Annotated in this window: 15 protein-coding genes; 7 read left to right on the top strand and 8 right to left on the bottom strand. The window is 51.8% G+C overall.

Translation table 11 applies throughout. The features are described 5' to 3' along the window. The first annotated feature begins 20 nt into the window (after positions 1-20). Positions 21-2,081 carry an AsmA family protein gene (locus OGX91_RS08465; RefSeq protein WP_286625955.1) on the top strand — a complete coding sequence of 687 codons (2,061 nt, stop codon included), beginning with the start codon at positions 21-23 and terminating at the stop codon, positions 2,079-2,081. 93 nt (positions 2,082-2,174) lie between these two features. Here OGX91_RS08465 and OGX91_RS08460 read toward each other — a convergent pair whose 3' ends face one another. From OGX91_RS08460 to OGX91_RS08450, 3 genes are all read right to left on the bottom strand, one after another. After that, positions 2,175-3,497 carry an MFS transporter gene (locus OGX91_RS08460; RefSeq protein ID WP_005133855.1) on the bottom strand — a complete coding sequence of 441 codons (1,323 nt, stop codon included), beginning with the start codon at positions 3,495-3,497 and terminating at the stop codon, positions 2,175-2,177. 350 nt (positions 3,498-3,847) lie between these two features. Then, on the bottom strand, positions 3,848-4,846 hold the full coding sequence (yhjD, locus tag OGX91_RS08455; protein WP_040231645.1) for an inner membrane protein YhjD: 999 nt from the start codon (positions 4,844-4,846) through the stop codon (positions 3,848-3,850). 70 nt (positions 4,847-4,916) lie between these two features. Beyond that, the gene (locus OGX91_RS08450) at positions 4,917-5,816 is read right to left on the bottom strand and encodes a LysR family transcriptional regulator (protein WP_199947393.1); all 900 of its coding nucleotides are present in this window, start codon (positions 5,814-5,816) and stop codon (positions 4,917-4,919) included. Positions 5,817-5,935: 119 nt separating this feature from the next. Here OGX91_RS08450 and OGX91_RS08445 point away from each other — a divergent pair, with 119 nt between their 5' ends. Both OGX91_RS08445 and OGX91_RS08440 read left to right on the top strand, forming a co-directional pair. Continuing rightward, the gene (locus OGX91_RS08445; protein WP_040231646.1) at positions 5,936-6,694 is read left to right on the top strand and encodes an SDR family NAD(P)-dependent oxidoreductase; all 759 of its coding nucleotides are present in this window, start codon (positions 5,936-5,938) and stop codon (positions 6,692-6,694) included. Between the two features lie 368 nt (positions 6,695-7,062). Further along, positions 7,063-7,665: a helix-turn-helix transcriptional regulator gene (locus OGX91_RS08440; protein ID WP_005122485.1), complete on the top strand. Its 603-nt coding sequence runs from the start codon at positions 7,063-7,065 to the stop codon at positions 7,663-7,665. Between the two features lie 18 nt (positions 7,666-7,683). On the opposite strand, the gene OGX91_RS08435 is transcribed toward OGX91_RS08440, so the two are convergent. Next, a complete protein-coding gene (locus tag OGX91_RS08435) occupies positions 7,684-8,034 on the bottom strand; it encodes a glycoside hydrolase family protein (protein WP_040231649.1) in 351 nt (116 codons plus the stop codon). Between the two features lie 411 nt (positions 8,035-8,445). Here OGX91_RS08435 and OGX91_RS08430 point away from each other — a divergent pair, with 411 nt between their 5' ends. Further along, positions 8,446-10,035 (top strand): STY4199 family HEPN domain-containing protein, encoded by a 1,590-nt coding sequence (locus tag OGX91_RS08430; RefSeq protein WP_199947394.1) that lies wholly within the window; start codon positions 8,446-8,448, stop codon positions 10,033-10,035. A gap of 38 nt (positions 10,036-10,073) precedes the next feature. Here OGX91_RS08430 and OGX91_RS08425 read toward each other — a convergent pair whose 3' ends face one another. Next, the gene (locus OGX91_RS08425) at positions 10,074-11,723 is read right to left on the bottom strand and encodes an alpha,alpha-trehalase (protein ID WP_199947395.1); all 1,650 of its coding nucleotides are present in this window, start codon (positions 11,721-11,723) and stop codon (positions 10,074-10,076) included. A 426-nt stretch (positions 11,724-12,149) separates the two neighbouring features. On the opposite strand from OGX91_RS08425, the gene OGX91_RS08420 reads away from it, so the two are divergent. Further along, positions 12,150-13,544 carry a cytochrome-c peroxidase gene (locus OGX91_RS08420; RefSeq protein ID WP_286625950.1) on the top strand — a complete coding sequence of 465 codons (1,395 nt, stop codon included), beginning with the start codon at positions 12,150-12,152 and terminating at the stop codon, positions 13,542-13,544. A gap of 223 nt (positions 13,545-13,767) precedes the next feature. Here the strand turns inward: OGX91_RS08420 and OGX91_RS08415 are convergent, their stop codons facing one another. Then, positions 13,768-13,899 (bottom strand): hypothetical protein, encoded by a 132-nt coding sequence (locus tag OGX91_RS08415; RefSeq protein WP_005122496.1) that lies wholly within the window; start codon positions 13,897-13,899, stop codon positions 13,768-13,770. Positions 13,900-13,926: 27 nt separating this feature from the next. Here OGX91_RS08415 and dinQ point away from each other — a divergent pair, with 27 nt between their 5' ends. Then, positions 13,927-14,010, top strand: a complete 84-nt coding sequence (gene dinQ, locus OGX91_RS08410; protein ID WP_003837776.1) for a damage-inducible type I toxin DinQ — start codon at positions 13,927-13,929, stop codon at positions 14,008-14,010. A gap of 66 nt (positions 14,011-14,076) precedes the next feature. On the opposite strand, the gene gorA is transcribed toward dinQ, so the two are convergent. Both gorA and OGX91_RS08400 read right to left on the bottom strand, forming a co-directional pair. Next, positions 14,077-15,429 (bottom strand): glutathione-disulfide reductase, encoded by a 1,353-nt coding sequence (gorA, locus tag OGX91_RS08405; protein ID WP_040231656.1) that lies wholly within the window; start codon positions 15,427-15,429, stop codon positions 14,077-14,079. Positions 15,430-15,533: 104 nt separating this feature from the next. Continuing rightward, positions 15,534-16,376 carry a 23S rRNA (adenine(2030)-N(6))-methyltransferase RlmJ gene (locus OGX91_RS08400; RefSeq protein WP_005122498.1) on the bottom strand — a complete coding sequence of 281 codons (843 nt, stop codon included), beginning with the start codon at positions 16,374-16,376 and terminating at the stop codon, positions 15,534-15,536. Positions 16,377-16,583: 207 nt separating this feature from the next. Here OGX91_RS08400 and prlC point away from each other — a divergent pair, with 207 nt between their 5' ends. Next, positions 16,584-18,626: an oligopeptidase A gene (prlC, locus tag OGX91_RS08395; protein ID WP_286625948.1), complete on the top strand. Its 2,043-nt coding sequence runs from the start codon at positions 16,584-16,586 to the stop codon at positions 18,624-18,626. Positions 18,627-18,632: the final 6 nt, after the last annotated feature.

Genomic DNA, 18,632 nt, shown 5'->3' with positions numbered 1-18,632 from the left:
GAGGAAGTCAGGAGGAAAACATGACAAAAACAAGCAAAATAGCTATATCTACAGTAGGGTTTTTCTTGTTGCTGATCGTCGTGCTCATCATTGTGATTGCGACATTTGACTGGAACCGGCTCAAACCGACCATCAACCAGAAAGTCTCTACTGAACTCAACCGTCCATTCGCCATACGCGGTGATCTGGGCGTCGTCTGGGAACGCCAGAAGCAGGAAACCGGCTGGCGCAGTTGGGTTCCGTGGCCGCATGTTCATGCTGAAGATATTATCCTCGGCAACCCGCCAGATATTCCCGACGTCACAATGGTACATCTCCCCCGTGTTGAAGCGACGCTTGCCCCGTTGGCGCTGCTGACAAAAACCATCTGGTTACCGTGGGCCAAGCTGGTGAAACCCGATGCGCGGCTCATTCGGCTGTCGGAGGAAAACAACAACTGGACCTTTAACTTTGCTGGGGATGAAAACCGCGACCCCAATGCGCCGCCATCCGCGTGGTCTTTCCGGCTGGATAACATTTTGTTCGATCAAGGGCGGATCGCCATTAACGATAAGGTGACGAAGTCGGAGCTTGAGATCCTGGTCGATCCACTAGGCAAGCCGCTACCGTTTAGCGAAGTGACAGGCACCAACAGCAAAGAAGGGGGCACCAGCGTTGAGGATTACATTTTTGGTCTGAAAGCCCAGGGCCGCTACAACGGTGAGCCGCTAACCGGAACGGGAAAAATTGGCGGGATGTTGGCGTTACGTGGCGAAGGTACCCCTTTTCCGATACAGGCAGACTTTCGCTCGGGCAACACGCGCGTGGTATTTAGCGGCACGATAAATGACCCGATGAATATGGGCGGTGTCGATCTACGGCTTAAATTCTCTGGGGATTCACTTGGGGATTTATACGATTTGACCGGCGTGCTGCTCCCGGATACACCACCGTTTGAAACTGACGGGCGTCTGATTGCGAAAATTGATCCGGAAAAATCCTCTGTTTTTGATTATCGCGATTTCAATGGCCGCATTGGCGACAGCGATATTCACGGAACGTTGACCTATACCACCGGTAAACCGCGACCCATGCTGAAGGGGGACGTTGAGTCGCGCCAACTGAGGCTGGCAGATTTGGGGCCGCTGATCGGTGTGGATTCAGGCAAAGGGGCGGAGCGGGTAAAACGCGCTGAGCAGCGTAAAGGCGAGAAGAACGTCCAGCCAGCGGACAAGGTCTTGCCGTATGACCGATTTGAAACCGACAAATGGAACGTGATGGACGCCGACGTACGTTTCAAAGGGCGGCGTATCGAACACGGCAGTAGTCTGCCGATTAGCGATCTCTCCACTCATATCATCCTGAAAAATGCCGACCTGCGCCTACAGCCGCTGAAATTTGGCCTCGCGGGGGGCAGCATTGTCTCCAGCATCCACCTGGAAGGGGACAAAAAGCCGATGCGGGGGCAGGCGGACATTCAGGCTCGCCGCCTGAAGCTAAAAGCGCTGATGCCGGATGTGGCGCTGATGCAGAAAACGCTCGGTGAGATGAACGGTGACGCCAGGTTGAGCGGTAGCGGAAATTCAGTGGCTGCGCTGCTGGGTAACAGCAACGGTAACCTGAAGTTGTTGATGAATGATGGATTGGTCAGTCGCAATCTGATGGAGATCGTTGGGCTGAATCTGGGCAACTATATCGTCGGACAGATATTTGGTGATGATGAGGTGCGGGTAAACTGCGCGGCAGCGAATCTGGATATTGTTAACGGGGTTGCGCGTCCACAAATTTTTGCTTTCGACACCGAAAACGCGGTCATCAATGTCACCGGTACGGCAAGCTTTGCATCGGAGCAACTGGATTTAACCATCGACCCGGAGAGCAAGGGTATTCGTATTATTACCCTGCGTTCACCGCTGTATGTTCGCGGGACATTTAAGAACCCACAGGCCGGGGTAAAAGCTGGGCCGTTGATTGCACGCGGTGCGGTGGCTGCCGCGCTGGCAACGCTGGTTACGCCAGCGGCGGCGCTGCTGGCGCTAATTTCTCCGTCAGAGGGGGATGCGAATCAGTGCCGGACGATCCTGTCGCAGATGAAGAAGTGATGAGAGCGCCGGATGCGGTGTAAACACCTTATCCGGCCTACGGGGGATTGCAGTCTGTAGGCCTGATAAGCATAGCGCCATCAGGCAATCAAATTACAGCGATTGATGCCGTGTCTCATGGGTTAACAGCAGGGCGACCAGGGTTAACGCTGCCATTGATGCCAGATAGGTTCCTACCGCCGCCAGACCGTAGTTCCCCTGCAGCCATGCGGCAATATAAGGGGCAACAGAGGCACCGAGAATCGACGAGACGTTATACGAGAATGATGCGCCCGTGTAGCGAACTTCGGTCGGGAACAACTCCGGCAGCAGTGCCCCCATCGGGCCGAATGTCAGCCCCATCAGGCTCAATCCCAACAACAGGAAAGCGAACACCAGCACCGGGTTACCGGAACCCAGCAACGGCTTAAAGGCAAACAGTGCAAACAAAATGATAAGCGTGGTGATGATGAGCATGCTTTTGCGACGACCAAACGCATCGGCCAGCAGACCTGCCACCGGTACCATAACGCCGAAGCCAATCACCGCCATCATCAGCATCCACAACACTTCATTACGCGGCAGGCCAAGCCCTACGGGGGCTGCGGCGGTGCTGAACGTCATCGAGTAGACGGTCATAATATAGAACAGCGTATAGGTCGCCAGCATGATGAACGTGCCGAGGATGGTTACGCGAACATGCTTTGTCAGCAGAGTGCCCAGCGGGATTTTTACCTGCTTTTTCGCTGCGGCGACTTTGGCAAATACCGGCGATTCGTGGAGCGAAACACGGACGTACAGACCGATAATGACCAGTACGGCAGAGAAGATGAAAGGTACGCGCCATCCCCAGCTCATAAATTGCTCATCGGTCAACAGCCAGGAGAGCAGCAGGAACGTGCCGTTAGCGAAGAAGAAACCGATAGGCGCACCCAACTGCGGGAATGAACCGTACAGCGCGCGTTTACGCGGTGGCGCGTTTTCCGTCGCCAGCAGTGCAGCACCGCCCCATTCACCTCCCAGGCCTAAACCCTGGCCAAAACGCGCCAGCGCCAGCAGCAACGGGGCGAAAATGCCGATGGTTTCATAACCCGGTAGCAGACCGATGACGACCGTTGAAATCCCCATGGTAAGCAGTGAAGCAACCAGCGTGACTTTACGTCCAACACGATCGCCGAAATGGCCGAATACGGCGGAGCCGATCGGGCGAGCCACGAAGGCGATAGCAAAGGTAGCCAGCGACTGTAACGTTGCCGCCGCGGGGTCACCCTGCGGGAAGAAGATGTGGGGGAACACGATCACCGCCGCGGTCGCGTAAATATAGAAGTCGAAGAACTCAATGGCAGTGCCGATGAGTGAAGCGACGACGACTTTATTGCGCGAATTGACCGGGGCGTGTTCCTGTTCGTTATCGAGTGTTGTGGCGGTTGCTTGCATAATATTTTCTTATTTTGGGTCGAACGAAAGGTCATATTACGCACAGCAAAAGAGACATTTCAATCTGTAACAAACGCTGAGTCTGGTCAAAATAAAGTCAAAAAGGGGATAATTTTTATGCTGGCGTTTTCACTTCTATGAAATGCTTCACATAATTTAAAACCTGGATGATAAAACTGGTTTTGAGTTAAATAAAAGTTACAGGTTGGATTTATTCACTAAATCGGTGAAAGCAGGCGGCATTATAATTGCCGGATGGCGCTGCGCTTATCCGGCCTACAAAACTCACCCGTAGGCCGGATAAGACGCATGCGTCGCCATCCGGCAATTCACAACTCATCCGGCGGTGGCTATTGCGTTTTCCCCGGCATGCGCGGGTCATCTTTGTATTCAGCGGTGGCAATCCAGGCTGCGCAGAACAAGGTCAGACGGGCGAAGAAGTAGAAAAATGCCATCAGCCCAAGTACAGAGCCAAATGCTGCGCCCGACGGTGATTGCACCAACGATGGCAGCGTATACGTCATAATCATTTTGATCGCTTCAAAGCCCAGCGCGGCGATAAATGTGCCACGAATCAACGCTCTCTTGCGTGGACGATGGCGCGGCAGACGCCAGAAAATCCAGAAGAACAGCAAATAGTTGGCGAAAATGGAGATCGTCAGGCCAATCAATCGCCACGCGGGTTTCAGCCATTCAATACCGTCGAGATATAGTGCCGAGATGATCATTTGCTGGGCAGAACCGGCAATGGAGGTAATCGACAGCGTAACGATCAGCGCAATCAGTAATCCAATCAATGAGACAAAATCACGCAGGTATTTAACCCATATTTTTTCCTGATCCTGCGGTGTGCGTTCCCAGACGTCCCGCGACTGTGCACGAATAGCTTCACGCAGGTTTCCCATCCAGTTAATACCAGAGTAGAGGGCGATGCCAAGTCCCACCAGACCCACGGTGGTACGTTGCTGAACGGCAGTATTGATGGTGTTTTTCAGCGTCGAGGCCAGCGTCGGATCGCTAACGTTGAGCAATATTTTGCTGAAGATATCCTGTAATAACGTGGGGTGTGAGGCGAGAATAAAACCGGCCGCCGCAAACGACACCATCAGGATAGGGATCATCGACAGGAACGAGAAATACGTGATGGCTGCGCCAAACTGATTCCCCATTCGGTCATTAAAACGCTCTGCTGCGCGGATCAGGTGGGCGATAACAGGTTGACGTTGAATTTTATCTGCGAAGGTTATGGCCGTTTTCAGCGCCTGGTTCGCTGTGGCGTTTTTCACCGGCGTTGTGGTGGTTTGCTGTTGTTCAGGCGTAGGGTGCTTTGCGTCGTGTTCCTGCGTCATCCGATCGGTAGTCCTTATTTTGTTTACTCATGACATTATAGCCGCTCACACCCACTTCCCGAAAAATGGGCTAATCCACATAGTCTTTCATCACACCGGTCAACCATTCCATGAACAGATGTACCCGGCGGGAAAGGTTACGGCGATGTGGATAGAGCAAAGAAACGGGCATGGGTTCGGCCCGATATTGCGGCAACACTTCAACCAGCGTACCGGCGCGAAGGGCTTCACGCACCCCGACGCGTGGTACCTGAATAATGCCCAGCCCGGCAAGGCATGCGGCATGATAGGTTTCGGTGCTGTTCACCGTCAGCATGCCGCCGGTTTTGACCCATTTAGCGCCGCTGTCTGTTGCCACTTCGAAGCCTTGCGCACGCGTTCCCAAATTGACCGAATAGTGCACCACCGCGTGCGAGGCTAAATCCTCCAGGCTTTCTGGATACCCAAATCTGGCGAGATACTGCGGGCTGGCGCAGTTGACCTGCGTGAGTTTTCCCAGCGGACGCGCAATCAGGCCTGAATCTTTCAGCGTGCCAACGCGGACAACGCAGTCGAAACCCTCACGAATTAAGTCTACCAGGCGGTCACTGCTGCTGAGTTCGAGCTCCAGCCCGGGATATTGATGCAAAAAGGCGGGCAGGCGGGGCATGACCAGATTTCTCGCCACGCCAACCGGCATATCGACGCGCAGCTTACCGCTGATACTGGCTGGATCGTGATGGAATAACCCATCCAGTTCATCCAGATTGCTCAACAGATCTTTTGCACGCTCGTAATAGATCATGCCGTCCTGCGTCAGCTGAACGCGCCGGGTGGTGCGGTGCAGAAGCTGCGTGCCCAGGTGATTTTCCAGGGCCTGAATTTGGCGCGATACGCTACCTTTAGGAAGTCCAAGGGTGTCTGCCGCACGCGAAAAACTCTCCAGTTCTGCGACGCGGATGAACAACTGCATTGCGTGAATTTTATCCATTTCCATGCCCTATTGTTGTTCTGAATGAAACAGTAATGCGCAATTAGCGATATTTATTGTTCTTCTACCACCTAATAAGCTTTGTCTCAATCATCACAACACCTGAAATGAGGTTTCTTATGACGCAACGTATCGCATTAGTGACCGGTGGCGGTCGTGGGCTCGGTAAAAACGCGGCACTTAAGCTGGCGAACAAAGGAATGGGTATCGTCCTGACGTGGAACAGTAATGAAAAAGAGGCGCAGCAGGTTGTGGATGAAATTCGGCAATCTGGTGGAAAAGCAGCGGCATTACCGTTAAATGTCGGAGATATTTCAACTTTCCCATCCTTCGTTGAACAGATGAAGCAAACCTTAAAGACGCAGTGGCAAAACGAAGGGTTTGATTATTTATTGAACAACGCCGGAATCGGCATTACTGCGCCGTACTCTGCATTCACCGAAGCGCAATTTGACCAACTGCTGAGCATCCAGTTTAAGGGGCCATTTTTCCTGACGCAGAGTCTTCTTCCGCTGATGAACAAAGGGGGAAGGATCCTCAATGTCTCGACCGGTCTGGCGCGTTTTGCCCTACCGGGCTACAGCGCCTATGCCGCCATGAAAGGGGCGATGGAAGTGCTTACCCGGTATCAGGCTAAAGAGTTGGGGGAACGCGGTATTACGGCGAATATTATTGCGCCGGGCGCGATTGAAACTGATTTCGGCGGTGGGAATGTGCGTGATAACGCGCAACTGAATGCGTATATTGCCTCGCAAACGGCGCTGGGACGCGTCGGGCTACCGGATGACATCGGTGATGCCATCGCCGCGTTGCTCAGCGATGAACTCGCCTGGATGACTGCACAGCGTATTGAGGTATCTGGCGGGATGTTCCTGTAATGCGGCAACGTGCTTATTCAATAGACTGCGGTAGCTGTTGAATAAGCACTTAATGCTATATTGTAATTTGTAACATATTTATTATTTGTTCAGGATGTCTTATTTTAAGCTAAAAATGTATTCTCTGAAAAATAATATTAATAAGGAATTCTGACCCTCGATAAATGAGGAATGTCTCAGAAATCTATCCTGTTCTGCCCGCTTTGTGTAATCCTTTTTCTTGAGCTGTAACTATTCATAACTCTTGCTTTTCTATTCTTTGCTTATCGGTAGAATGACCCCTGCCAAATGGTGAGTTCTTATTTTTCCTTATGAAGAATACCCTTTCGCGTCTCAAGGCTACTATTTTTTTAGACGGAGAGTTAATAATGCAGGTAATAATGTTTGACAGGCAGTCAATATTTATTCATGGAATGAATGTAAGTTTGCAGCAACGAATTCCAGGAGTGAATGTTCAGGGTGTCAGTCAGGCAGATGACCTTTGGCAAAAACTGGAAAACACCCCGGATGCGCTACTTATGCTGGACGGTGATCTCGACGGTGAGTTTTGCTGCAGCTTGTTGCAACAGATTGCACACTCTTTTTCAACGGTGAAGGTGCTGATCTCAGCCACTGATTGCAGTAAGAAATGGCTGCAGGATGTGATGCAATTAAACGTGCTGGCCATTGTACCACGTGACTCTGATGCAGAAACCTTTATTCTGGCGCTTAACAGCGTTGCGATGGGCATGATGTTTCTTCCCAGGGATCACTTAGCGACAAACGATAGCAGCAGGCAAAATATAAAAACATTAAGCGCCCGCCAGCGAGAGATCCTGACCATGCTGGCGGCTGGTGAGTCAAATAAACAAATTGGTCGGCTGTTAAATATCAGTACCGGAACGGTAAAAGCCCACCTTGAGTCACTTTATCAGCGCCTGGAAGTTAAAAACCGTACTCAGGCGGCAATGATGTTAAATGAATTTCTATAATTGATATTTATTTCACGGTCAGACGCTATCTGGCTGTGAAATATTAACCGACCACATTTCTGCGTGACAAAAGCGCGTTATCCCAACACTTAACATCCACGCAATAAAGACTTCTTGTTGAAACGGGTCGTTAAGCTGAGGTTTATTTGTGCGTATTAATGCTTTGCAGATATCCAGATCCGTGAGCAGCAGAGATTCTGCCTGCGCCATTGAAATGGGGGTAACAAAGGTTTCATCGGGTGTAATTTCATGCCCGTAGCCAATGACCCATACACCATTTTTATCCTGATACTTTTCCAGCGACAGGCCCTGCCATTGCTTGATAAATCCAATACCGGCGGAGGTAAAATGAGCGGCGCAATGCGGCATAATGATTTCTCTTAAAAGAAAAACAGTATAAAGATAATTATCAACAGACGTAGTTGCCATATGGCCATTTTTGGCCATAAACGTCTTACGACTTAAGGGGCGGCATTCACGTTTTAACCGGCTGAACATCCTGTCATCTCAGGCACTTTTCCCGATACGTTGCTGCGTCTTACCAGACATAGCCAGTCACCCTTCGTCATTGGGGATTGTCGCGCTGTTTTCCACACAGACACGGGTTTATCTCCAGAATAAATTTCAATGATTTTGCCGTTGTCACTGTAAAACGCATTTATTTGTTATATGAATGTATTCTGGTCTACAGCGGCACAATTCTGCGCTGTGCCACGTTTATAAAAAGATAACGAAATACATCGTGAGGCTGCACCTTTCTGGGCTCTTTTAGGGAAGATAATGACCAATAGCGCGTTACAGGCGACATGTGCGCCATTTGAACACTGTTTGGGGATCATCCGTCAGGCGTCGGTGGAAATTTTGCTGCTGTTAGGCGTACATGTGGCAGAAGGCAAAGATCCGCGTTGGTTTCTGGAGCAACTCGATCAGGCCCGACTGAACCTGGGCGGTTGGGGGGCTGTCGCCAGACGCTTGCAGATGAATGATGCACAACTCAGCCAGTTCACGTTGCGTTTACGCCATCTTCAACAGAGCGTGCCTCAGTATGAAAGCGGTCAGGATGTCAGTGAAAACCAGCTGATTTCCGCGCTGCGTTTTGTGGCAGCACTGGAGCAATTACGCCAGCAACAGCCGCTCCTGAACTATCAAACCGATATCGAAATCGGGGGGCCGGATGCGCAGATGTGGGCGCAGCGTCAGCTTCGCGCAATAGAGTTAACGCTCAAAGCCCTCGTCGCCCGGGTATGGCCAGATCAGCATCCGCTAAACAGTTTCCTGAAGCAGCACTTTGGCGCCGAACGCTTGCGTCGCTGGTTAAAGCTGGGCGAAGGGCGTGATGCGCTGGACGGCATGTTGTTTAGCGAACTGGCGTTGATGGTGGTCGATAAGAAGCTATTTGTTCGCCACTTTACGCAGATTTTTAATGATACGTCAGTGTTGATGCTGTTTGTCGAACCGCGCTTAACGCTGCGAATGTTTCTGGATGATTGCCGACTGGCGCGAAACGCTGTCATTGCTCAGCAACCGCTGACGTCAGTACAGCTGATGCTGTTAAATTACCAGTACCAACAAATTACGCATTCTGTGCAGCGGGCGTTTGAAGAGCGCCGAACGCGTATCAATCCTGCATCGTATCTGGAATCTGATGAGCCGACGGTTCGTCAATTCTGGGAAACGGCAAGGCAAAAAGACGAGCAGGCTGGAGGCGATAAAAAGGAAATTGCCGACAGTATCGATCCTCCTGAAAAGCGAGCGCAGCGCACGGCCGAAGAGCGTGAACAGCTGATTTCCGGCATGCTGTGGGTGGCTGTCGGTGTCATGGTTCTGGCGATCTCGCTGGGCGCTTTCTGGCTATTTAATGCACCTGCACCGCAAGCATCTTCAGGGCAAACTGTTGAGATAGTGCAGGAAGAGCCGCGGCGTGATGCGCCTTCCGCGCGAGACTCGGTGACCCGAATGGGCATTACATGGGATACCTTTAATATGCGAGCGGCTATCGATCGCAACGATACCCGCGTCACGTCACTGTTCCTGCAAGGGGGGATGGACTGGAAGCTGGCGTGGACGGAGCAGGCATTTTCCGCAGGGAACACCGCAGTTCTGAAGCTGCTGCTGCGGTATCCCTCACAGATGGATGAGGCTAAACCCTGCCAGCAGTTTATGACTACGATCAGTCATGCCATGTCGAATGGTGCATCACTGACGTCACTGCATAAAAGCTACCTACAAAGTTTCTGCTCGACACCGGAGGTCGTTGCTCGTCAGCTATATGATGTGGAACAGGCCCAACTGCGTGTGCGTGCAGATCCAAATGCAGAGAACAAGAAATGGCAGAAAATCCACACCGCGCTGTACGATGCCATTAACTAACGGCCCGATGCATTTCGTGGCATCAGGCCGTCAGACATTTACGGTTCACCGTACAAACCGATTAATCGGCGCACCACGCCATTCGTCCAGCCAAAGCCGTCCTGCAACGGATATTCCCCACCGCCGCCTTCGCGCGGCGTGCCGTCAGCGATATGGTATTTTTCGATTAGCTTGTGGTGTTCCTGATAAAAAATATTAACCGTTTTCAGCCAGTTACGGGCTATCTCATCGCCGAGATGGTCATCGCCATACAGTTTAAATCCCTGAATCGCCATCCATTGCAGCGGTGCCCAGCCGTTGGGTTTATCCCACTGTTCACCGGTTTCATACTCGGTTGCTAAAATGCCGCCTGGCGTGAGTAAGCGACTGCGTACCGTGTTGGCGAGTCGGTCAGCTTGTTCGTGGGTCGCCATGCCGACATACAGCGGAACGATGCTGGCGGCAGAGAAGAGGGCCATTTGCTCACGTCGCCAGTCGTAATCGCGATAGCAGCCATTTTCGTCGTCCCACAAATAGCGGTTCACGGCGGCACGGCGGTCGCTGGCTTTCTGGCGAAACAACGCTTCGGTATCTCGCTCTCCCTTTAATGCAGAAATGTTCGCAATCGTACTTTCCAGCTTGTAGAGGAACGCATTCAGGTCAATCGGGATGAACTGGGTGGTGCGGATACTGGCGAGGCGACCGGCATCGCGCAACCAACGTGATGAATAATCCCAACCGGAGGCCGCACCTGCACGCAGATCCCGATAAACCTCATTAGGTGGTCGGCCTGAATGCTTAGCCGTTTCTACGTCTTCAAGCCAGGACTCATCGCGCGGGGTATCACGATCGTCCCAATAGCGGTTGAGCAGAGAACCGTCCGGCATTCTGATCACGTGGCGGTACGCCTGATTAAGCACCAGCGAGTCGGCGCCATCCATCCAAAACGTGTACTCCATTTTGAGATGTTCAAGATAACGACGCGCACCGCGTACGCCATCCTCTTCAAACAGTTCGACCATTAGCGCGAAGACCGGTGGCTGGGAGCGGCTCAGATAGTAGGTGCGGTTGCCGTTCGGGATGTGACCATAGTTTTCGATCATCCAGGCAAAGTTATCTGCCATACATTTCAGTAAGTCTTCCCGGCCACTCTCCGCAAGACCCAGCATGGTGAAGTAGGAATCCCAATAGTAGGTTTCGCTAAAGCGTCCGCCTGGCACGATGTATGACTGCGGTAGCGCCAGCAGCGAAGACCAGGGAATATGATCCTGCGGCTCGCGAGTCAGCACGGGCCACAGTTGATCAATATGCTCTTTCAGCGAGCTTTCAGGGTCGGAAACATATTCGCTGGTGGGGGTTTCCGGCAGCCAGAAATGGTTCTCGACAAAGCGTTGCAGGTCAAAGTCCCGGTGGCGTTTAACCTTGCGATAGCGAATCAAAATATCCAGCGGGTCCATTTTGGGTGCGCAGTCTGGAAAGGTTTTGCTATCAGCAAACAGTTTTGATGACTGGACGTGTTCAAAAAGCTCAAGGTAACGATCGGCGGGGGTTAACGCGTCCGAGGCGGGAAGTCCCTCAATTATTTCCGGTTCAGGCTCCGCCTCAATCATTTCATCCAGCTTTAACTCGCACGGATCCATTTCATAAAGTAGATCGACGTCGATCGTCAGTTCTTCTGAAGGGGCGTGGGGTAGTTTCTGGTTGAGCATAATGAGAAAGACCTCCGGTAACTGTTGAAATGCTAAGGCTATTGCCTGGTTGTCTGTTAAGCGTAGACATTCGCTTCGATGCCGGGTGAGTAAAGCGTGCGGTCGATCACGTTTTTATGCTTTCCAATAATAAAGAAATAAAACTATCCCAATGATAACAATGAGAAATTTATAATTATTCACAATCTAAAACTATTTCATTTTCAGAACATTCGATTGCAACGAGGTGTGAATAGAACCAGGTAACGGCTCATTCTTATAATAGGCGCAGGCTATTCTATCGATAGTTCCCGCCCATGTAATTGATTGATACTTATCAAAAAAGTAATCCCCCCATTTCCTATGATGGTCAGGTCTGACAAAGACGGTGCATTAATTATTCTAATTTTCTGGGTCACAATAACTCACAACGGTGAGGGTAAAATAATGAAAATCATTACCCGTCTTACCGCGATGGCTATAGCAGGCATCGTGATTTGTTATTTTGGATTATCCGGTTATGTGTGGTATCACGATAATCAACGTAGTAAACAAGCTGATGTCCAGGCTTCTACGCTGGAAGAAAATAATAAAGTATTAGGGTTTTTACGCGAAAAAGGATGCGATTATTGTCATACCCCTTCAGCGGAATTACCTTTCTATTCTTCTTTTCCTGTCGCTAAACAGTTGATGAATTACGATATTCAACTGGGATATAAATCCTTCAATCTTGAAGCCGTACGTGCGGCACTGGTCGCGGATAAACCCGTTTCGCAAAGCGATCTGAATAAAATTGAATGGGTGATGCAGTACGATACTATGCCGCCGACGCGTTATACCGCGCTGCACTGGGCCGGTAAGATTAGTGATGCTGAACGCCAAGAGATTCTTGGCTGGGTAGCAAAACAACGTGAGCAGTACTACGCCAGCAGTGATACGGCAGCTCAACATCGCAATGAACCGGTTCAACCGATACCGGAAAGTATCCCGACAGATGCCCGTAAAGTGGCGCTCGGTTTCTCGCTCTATCATGACCCACGGATTTCCGGTGATAGCACGATTTCTTGTGCGCATTGCCATGCCCTGAATGCGGGCGGCGTGGATGGCAGAAAAACGTCAATCGGCGTGGGGGGCGCTGTCGGTCCTATTAATGCGCCGACGGTATTTAACTCGGTGTTTAATGTGGAGCAATTCTGGGATGGGCGTGCGCCGACGTTGCAAGCTCAGGCGGGGGGCCCGCCGTTAAATCCCATTGAAATGGCATCGAAATCCTGGGATGAAATTATCCAGAAACTGGATAAAGATCCGCTTCTGAAGCAACAATTTATCGCGGTTTATCCGCAGGGATTTAGTGGTGACAATATTACTGATGCGATTGCTGAGTTTGAAAAAACGCTGATTACGCCAAATTCGCCGTTTGATAAATGGCTACGTGGTGATGAAACGGCGTTAACTGCCCAGCAAAAAAAGGGTTATCAGCTGTTTAAGGATAATAAGTGTGCGACCTGTCATGGTGGTATTATTTTAGGCGGACGCTCATTTGAACCATTGGGTTTGAAAAAGGACTTTAATTTTGGTGACGTCACCGCGGCAGATATTGGCCGGATGAACGTTACGAATGAATTACGTGACAAGCTGCGTCAGAAAGTGCCTGGTCTGCGTAACGTTGCGCTAACTGCACCTTATTTCCATCGTGGCGATGTACCGACGCTCGATGGCGCGGTAAAACTGATGCTGCGTTATCAGGTCGGTAAGGAACTGCCGCAGGAAGATATCGACGATATTGTGGTATTCCTTGAGAGTCTGAATGGGGTGTATACGCCGTATATGCAGGGTAAATAGACTTTGCCCTGGTCCTGATTCGGGCGTAAAAAAACCGACTTCACGTCGGTTTTTTTACGCTTCAGCCCGAGTTGGTGGCTCTGGCCGGAGTGAGATAGTTATCATCTAACGCTTCAATCCTATTACCTTAACGGTACTATTGCAAGAATGCGCTGGCAGTTACGATTAAAAGAACTGTATATTTATCCAGTTGGCTCTGTAACTTATCCCTTCCGGACGCGCGCTAAACGCTTTCTAAGTCCTGATCGGCGAAACGGGTGGTGCCGTTGGCCGATGCTCTGGCCGGGGTGAGATAGTTATCATCTAACAATGGAGCATGCCCCGTGACAGGCAATGGATGAGTAAGCGGGTGCATTCTCACTCCATCTGATGGAGAAAACGGGTGATTGATAAAGCAATCATCGTTCTGGGAGCGTTAATCGCGTTGCTGGAGCTGATCCGCTATCTGCTGCAACTTTTGAACTGATAGAGGAAACGTAACTAAGGGCAAAGAGCTAACCCCTCTTTGCCCTTTAACACTCATGAAGTGCGATTAACGCATGGTCACGAACTCTTCTGCCGCCGTCGGGTGAATGGCAACGGTGTTATCGAAGTCTTTCTTGGTGGCGCCCATTTTCAGTGCCACCGCGAAGCCTTGCAGCATTTCGTCCATGCCAAAGCCGATGCCGTGAATACCGACAATCTTCTCTTCTGGCCCAACGCAGACCAGCTTCATGCGGCACGGTTGGCGGTGAGAGGTAACGGCGGTATACATCGCGGTAAACGATGATTTATACACTTTTATCTGGTCATCGCCGTGCTGTTCGCGTGCCTGCTGCTCGGTTAACCCTACAGTACCAATTGGCGGATGGCTGAAGACCACGGTTGGAATGTTGCTGTAGTCCAGATGCTCGTCCGGCTTGTTATTAAACAGACGTTCGGACAGACGACGGCCTGCGGCAACCGCAACCGGCGTCAGTTCAACGGCACCGGTATTATCGCCGACGGCATAAATCCCCGGAACGCTGGTGTTCTGGTATTTATCCACGACGATGTAGCCTTTTTCGTTGGTTTTCACACCCGTTGCAGCCAGATTGAAGTTGTCGGTTGCCGGTTCACGACCGATCGCCCAAATCAGGCAATCTACCGTTTCGCTACGACCATCTTCCAGTTGCAGAGTCAGGCTGCCGTCTGCATTTTTAACCACGGCTTTTGGAATAGCGTGAGTATGCAGGGTCGGGCCTTCAGTGTTCATCACTTCAACCAGGGTTTCGACAATCATCGGATCAAAGCTGCGCAGCGGCGCGTGTTTACGCACAAAGAGATGTGTTTGCGCGCCCAGACCGTTAATCACGCCAGCCAGTTCAACGGCGATGTAGCCAGCGCCGACGACCGCCACGCGTTTCGGCAGCGCGGGCAGCTCAAAGAAACCGTCGGAGTCGATGCCGTATTCCACACCCGGAATATTCGGATGGCTTGGGCGGCCGCCGGTCGCAATTAAAATATGATCGGCAGTGATTGTTTCACCGTTCACTTCAATGGTTTTAGCATCAACGAAGCGGGCAAAGCCTTTAATGACATCGACGTTATTTTTACCTAACACGTTATCATAAGAGGTATGGATGCGATCGATATAGGCGGTACGGCTGGCGATCAGTTTATCCCAATCAAACTTATTGATAGTGGTGTCGAAACCATAATCCGGGCCATACATATGAATAGCTTCGCGGATCTGCGCGGCATGCCACATCACTTTCTTCGGTACGCAGCCAACGTTGACGCAAGTGCCGCCTAACGCTTTGGCTTCAATCAGTGCGCATTTCTGGCCGTACATTGCCGCACGGTTAATGGAAGCAATACCGCCGCTGCCGCCGCCGATAGCGATGTAATCATAGTGCTTGGTCATGACCGCTCCTTCATGTTCATTGTAGGGCGGAGAAGCGTTATGCCATCCGCCAAAATATCCGCGATTGTATACCTGAATTTAAAAGGTTCCACCGATGGCTGCGATTACTCCGGCACGATCCAGCTGACGGAGGTGTGCCCGGTTCCTGCCGGAACCAGTTTGCTGTGTAGCCACGGCAGGACGTTGTTCATCTGCTGTTCCAGCTTCCACGGCGGGTTAATCACAATCATGCCGGAAGCCGTCATACCACGCTGATCGCTGTCCGGGCGCACCGCCAGCTCAATTTGCAGGATGCGGCGAATGCCGGTGTCTTCCAGATCATGAATCATACGTTTGATTTGCTGGCGCAGAACCACCGGATACCACAGCGCATAGGTGCCGGTCGCGAAACGCTTGTAGCCTTCGTTAATACCGGTCACCACCGCCTGGTAGTCGCTTTTGATTTCATAGGGTGGATCGATAAGGATCAGCCCACGACGTGAAACCGGCGGCAATTTTGCTTTCAGTTGCTGATAACCATCGGCTTTGGCCACGCGCGCGCGCTCATCTTTCTGAAATTCGCCGCGCAGCAGAGGAAAGTCGCTCGGGTGCAGTTCTGTCAATTGCAGGCTGTCCTGCTCACGCAACAACTGGCGGGCAATCAGCGGAGAACCCGGGTAGTAGCGCAGCTGACCGCTGCGGTTGAAGTGCTGCACCACGCCAATGTAGGGTTCCAGTTCGGCTGGCAAATCGTCCTGTTGCCAGATACGGGCGATCCCTTCCAGATATTCACCAGTACGTTCGGCATGCTCACTGCTCAGCTGATAACGGCCAGCACCAGCATGGGTGTCCAGATAGAGAAACGGTTTTTCTTTCTCTTTGAGCGATTCAATGATCAGGCTCTGGACGGTGTGTTTCAGGACGTCGGCGTGGTTGCCTGCGTGATAACTGTGGCGATAACTGAGCATGGGTAATGAAATTCCGCTGAAATGACGATTTGCCACAGTTTACAGCAGATTGGCACAGATTACCCGTAGGCCCGGTAAGCGCAGCACCACCGGGCGTCTTTCCGTCACGGTTAGCATTGAAATCCTCTACACTTAACCCCATTCTACAAATAATATGTACAGCGCCGGATACGCGCTTCATTCACTCTTTTCAACAGGACCGCGCTAATGACCAATCCATTGCTGACTCCCTTCGAACTGCCACCGTTTTCTAAAATTCAGCCTGAGCATGTCGTGCCCGCTGTGACTAAGGCGCTAAACGATTGCCGCGAAAACGTTGAACGCGTGGTTGCGCAGGGCGCGCCGTATACCTGGGAAAATCTCTGCCAGCAGTTGGCGGAAGTGGACGATGTCCTGGGACGTATTTTCTCTCCGGTCAGTCACCTGAATTCGGTGAAAAACAGCCCGGAGCTGCGCGAAGCCTACGAACAAACGCTGCCGCTGTTGTCTGAATACAGCACCTGGGTTGGGCAACATGAGGGGCTGTACAAAGCCTACCGCGACCTGCGCGATGGCGATCATTACGCCACCCTGAACACCGCACAGAAAAAAGCGGTTGATAACGCGCTGCGCGATTTTGAGCTTTCTGGTATTGGCCTGCCGAAGGAAAAACAGCAGCGCTATGGTGAAATTGCCACCCGCCTGTCTGAGCTCGGCAACTTGTACAGCAATAACGTCCTTGATGCCACGATGGGCTGGACGAAGTTAGTCACCGACGAAGCCGAACTGGCAGGTATGCCGGAAAGCGCGCTGGCTGCGGCGAAGGCTCAGGCGGAAGCCAAAGAGCAGGAAGGCTATCTGTTAACGCTGGATATCCCAAGCTACCTGCCGGTGATGACCTACTGTGATAACCAGGGGCTGCGCGAAGAGATGTACCGCGCTTACTCCACCCGCGCGTCTGACCAGGGGCCAAACGCGGGTAAATGGGATAACAGCCCGATAATGGAAGAGATCCTCGCGCTGCGTCACGAACTGGCACAGCTGCTGGGCTTTGAAAGCTACGCCTTTAAATCTCTGGCTACCAAAATGGCGGAAAACCCGCAGCAGGTCCTCGACTTCCTGACCGATCTGGCGAAACGTGCCCGTCCGCAGGGGGAGAAAGAGCTGGCTCAACTGCGCGCCTTCGCGAAAGCGGAATTTGGTGTTGATGAGCTGCAGCCGTGGGATATCGCTTACTACAGCGAGAAACAAAAACAGCATCTCTACAGTATCAGCGACGAGCAGCTGCGCCCCTATTTCCCGGAGAACAAAGCCGTTAACGGTCTGTTTGAAGTGGTTAAACGTATCTATGGCATTACCGCCAAAGAGCGCGCCGATGTTGACGTCTGGCACCCGGAAGTTCGTTTCTTCGAGCTGTATGACGAAAACAACGAGCTGCGCGGCAGCTTCTACCTCGACCTGTATGCCCGTGAACATAAACGCGGCGGGGCGTGGATGGACGACTGCGTCGGCCAGATGCGTAAAACCGACGGCACGTTGCAAAAACCGGTCGCCTACCTGACCTGTAACTTTAACCGTCCGGTGAACGGTAAACCGGCGCTGTTTACCCACGATGAAGTGATTACCCTGTTCCACGAGTTCGGCCACGGTCTGCACCATATGCTGACCCGTATCGAAACCGCCGGTGTTTCCGGTATCAACGGTGTGCCATGGGATGCGGTCGAACTGCCGAGCCAGTTTATGGAAAACTGGTGCTGGGAGCCGGAAGCATTGGCGTTTATTTCTGGTCACTTTGAGACCGGTGAACCGCTGCCGAAGGAGCTGCTGGATAAAATGCTGGCGGCGAAAAACTACCAGGCTGCACTGTTTATTCTGCGTCAGCTGGAATTCGGCCTGTTTGATTTCCGTCTGCACGCTGAGTTTAACCCGCAGCAAGGGGCGAAAATCCTCGACACGCTGGCCGAAATCAAGAAACAGGTCGCCGTGGTGCCTGGCCCAACATGGGGTCGCTTCCCGCATGCCTTCAGCCACATTTTTGCTGGTGGCTACGCGGCGGGTTACTACAGCTATCTGTGGGCCGACGTACTGGCGGCAGATGCCTTCTCTCGCTTCGAAGATGAAGGGATTTTCAACCGTCAAACCGGACAATCGTTCCTCGATAATATCCTCACCCGTGGCGGTTCTGAAGAGCCTATGGAACTGTTCAAGCGCTTCCGTGGCCGCGAGCCACAGCTGGATGCAATGCTGGAGCATTACGGGATTAAAGGCTGATTATTC

Source organism: Citrobacter sp. Cpa228, assembly GCF_030333085.1.
GTDB lineage: Bacteria > Pseudomonadota > Gammaproteobacteria > Enterobacterales > Enterobacteriaceae > Citrobacter > Citrobacter pasteurii.
Note: the sequence above shows the minus strand (reverse complement) of the source record. Positions and strands in the feature narration are given on the sequence as shown.

What these genes read in the sequence shown, in the direction of transcription:
- OGX91_RS08450 (WP_199947393.1), bottom strand. Translation starts at nt 5,816, where the DNA reads ATGGATAAAATTCACGCAATGCAGTTGTTCATCCGCGTCGCAGAACTG.
- gorA (WP_040231656.1), bottom strand. Translation starts at nt 15,429, where the DNA reads ATGACCAAGCACTATGATTACATCGCTATCGGCGGCGGCAGCGGCGGT.
- OGX91_RS08425 (WP_199947395.1), bottom strand. Translation starts at nt 11,723, where the DNA reads ATGCTCAACCAGAAACTACCCCACGCCCCTTCAGAAGAACTGACGATC.
- OGX91_RS08400 (WP_005122498.1), bottom strand. Translation starts at nt 16,376, where the DNA reads ATGCTCAGTTATCGCCACAGTTATCACGCAGGCAACCACGCCGACGTC.
- OGX91_RS08460 (WP_005133855.1), bottom strand. Translation starts at nt 3,497, where the DNA reads ATGCAAGCAACCGCCACAACACTCGATAACGAACAGGAACACGCCCCG.
- OGX91_RS08415 (WP_005122496.1), bottom strand. Translation starts at nt 13,899, where the DNA reads ATGCACCCGCTTACTCATCCATTGCCTGTCACGGGGCATGCTCCATTG.
- prlC (WP_286625948.1), top strand. Translation starts at nt 16,584, where the DNA reads ATGACCAATCCATTGCTGACTCCCTTCGAACTGCCACCGTTTTCTAAA.
- yhjD (WP_040231645.1), bottom strand. Translation starts at nt 4,846, where the DNA reads ATGACGCAGGAACACGACGCAAAGCACCCTACGCCTGAACAACAGCAA.
- OGX91_RS08435 (WP_040231649.1), bottom strand. Translation starts at nt 8,034, where the DNA reads ATGCCGCATTGCGCCGCTCATTTTACCTCCGCCGGTATTGGATTTATC.
- OGX91_RS08430 (WP_199947394.1), top strand. Translation starts at nt 8,446, where the DNA reads ATGACCAATAGCGCGTTACAGGCGACATGTGCGCCATTTGAACACTGT.
- OGX91_RS08440 (WP_005122485.1), top strand. Translation starts at nt 7,063, where the DNA reads ATGCAGGTAATAATGTTTGACAGGCAGTCAATATTTATTCATGGAATG.
- OGX91_RS08445 (WP_040231646.1), top strand. Translation starts at nt 5,936, where the DNA reads ATGACGCAACGTATCGCATTAGTGACCGGTGGCGGTCGTGGGCTCGGT.
- OGX91_RS08465 (WP_286625955.1), top strand. Translation starts at nt 21, where the DNA reads ATGACAAAAACAAGCAAAATAGCTATATCTACAGTAGGGTTTTTCTTG.
- OGX91_RS08420 (WP_286625950.1), top strand. Translation starts at nt 12,150, where the DNA reads ATGAAAATCATTACCCGTCTTACCGCGATGGCTATAGCAGGCATCGTG.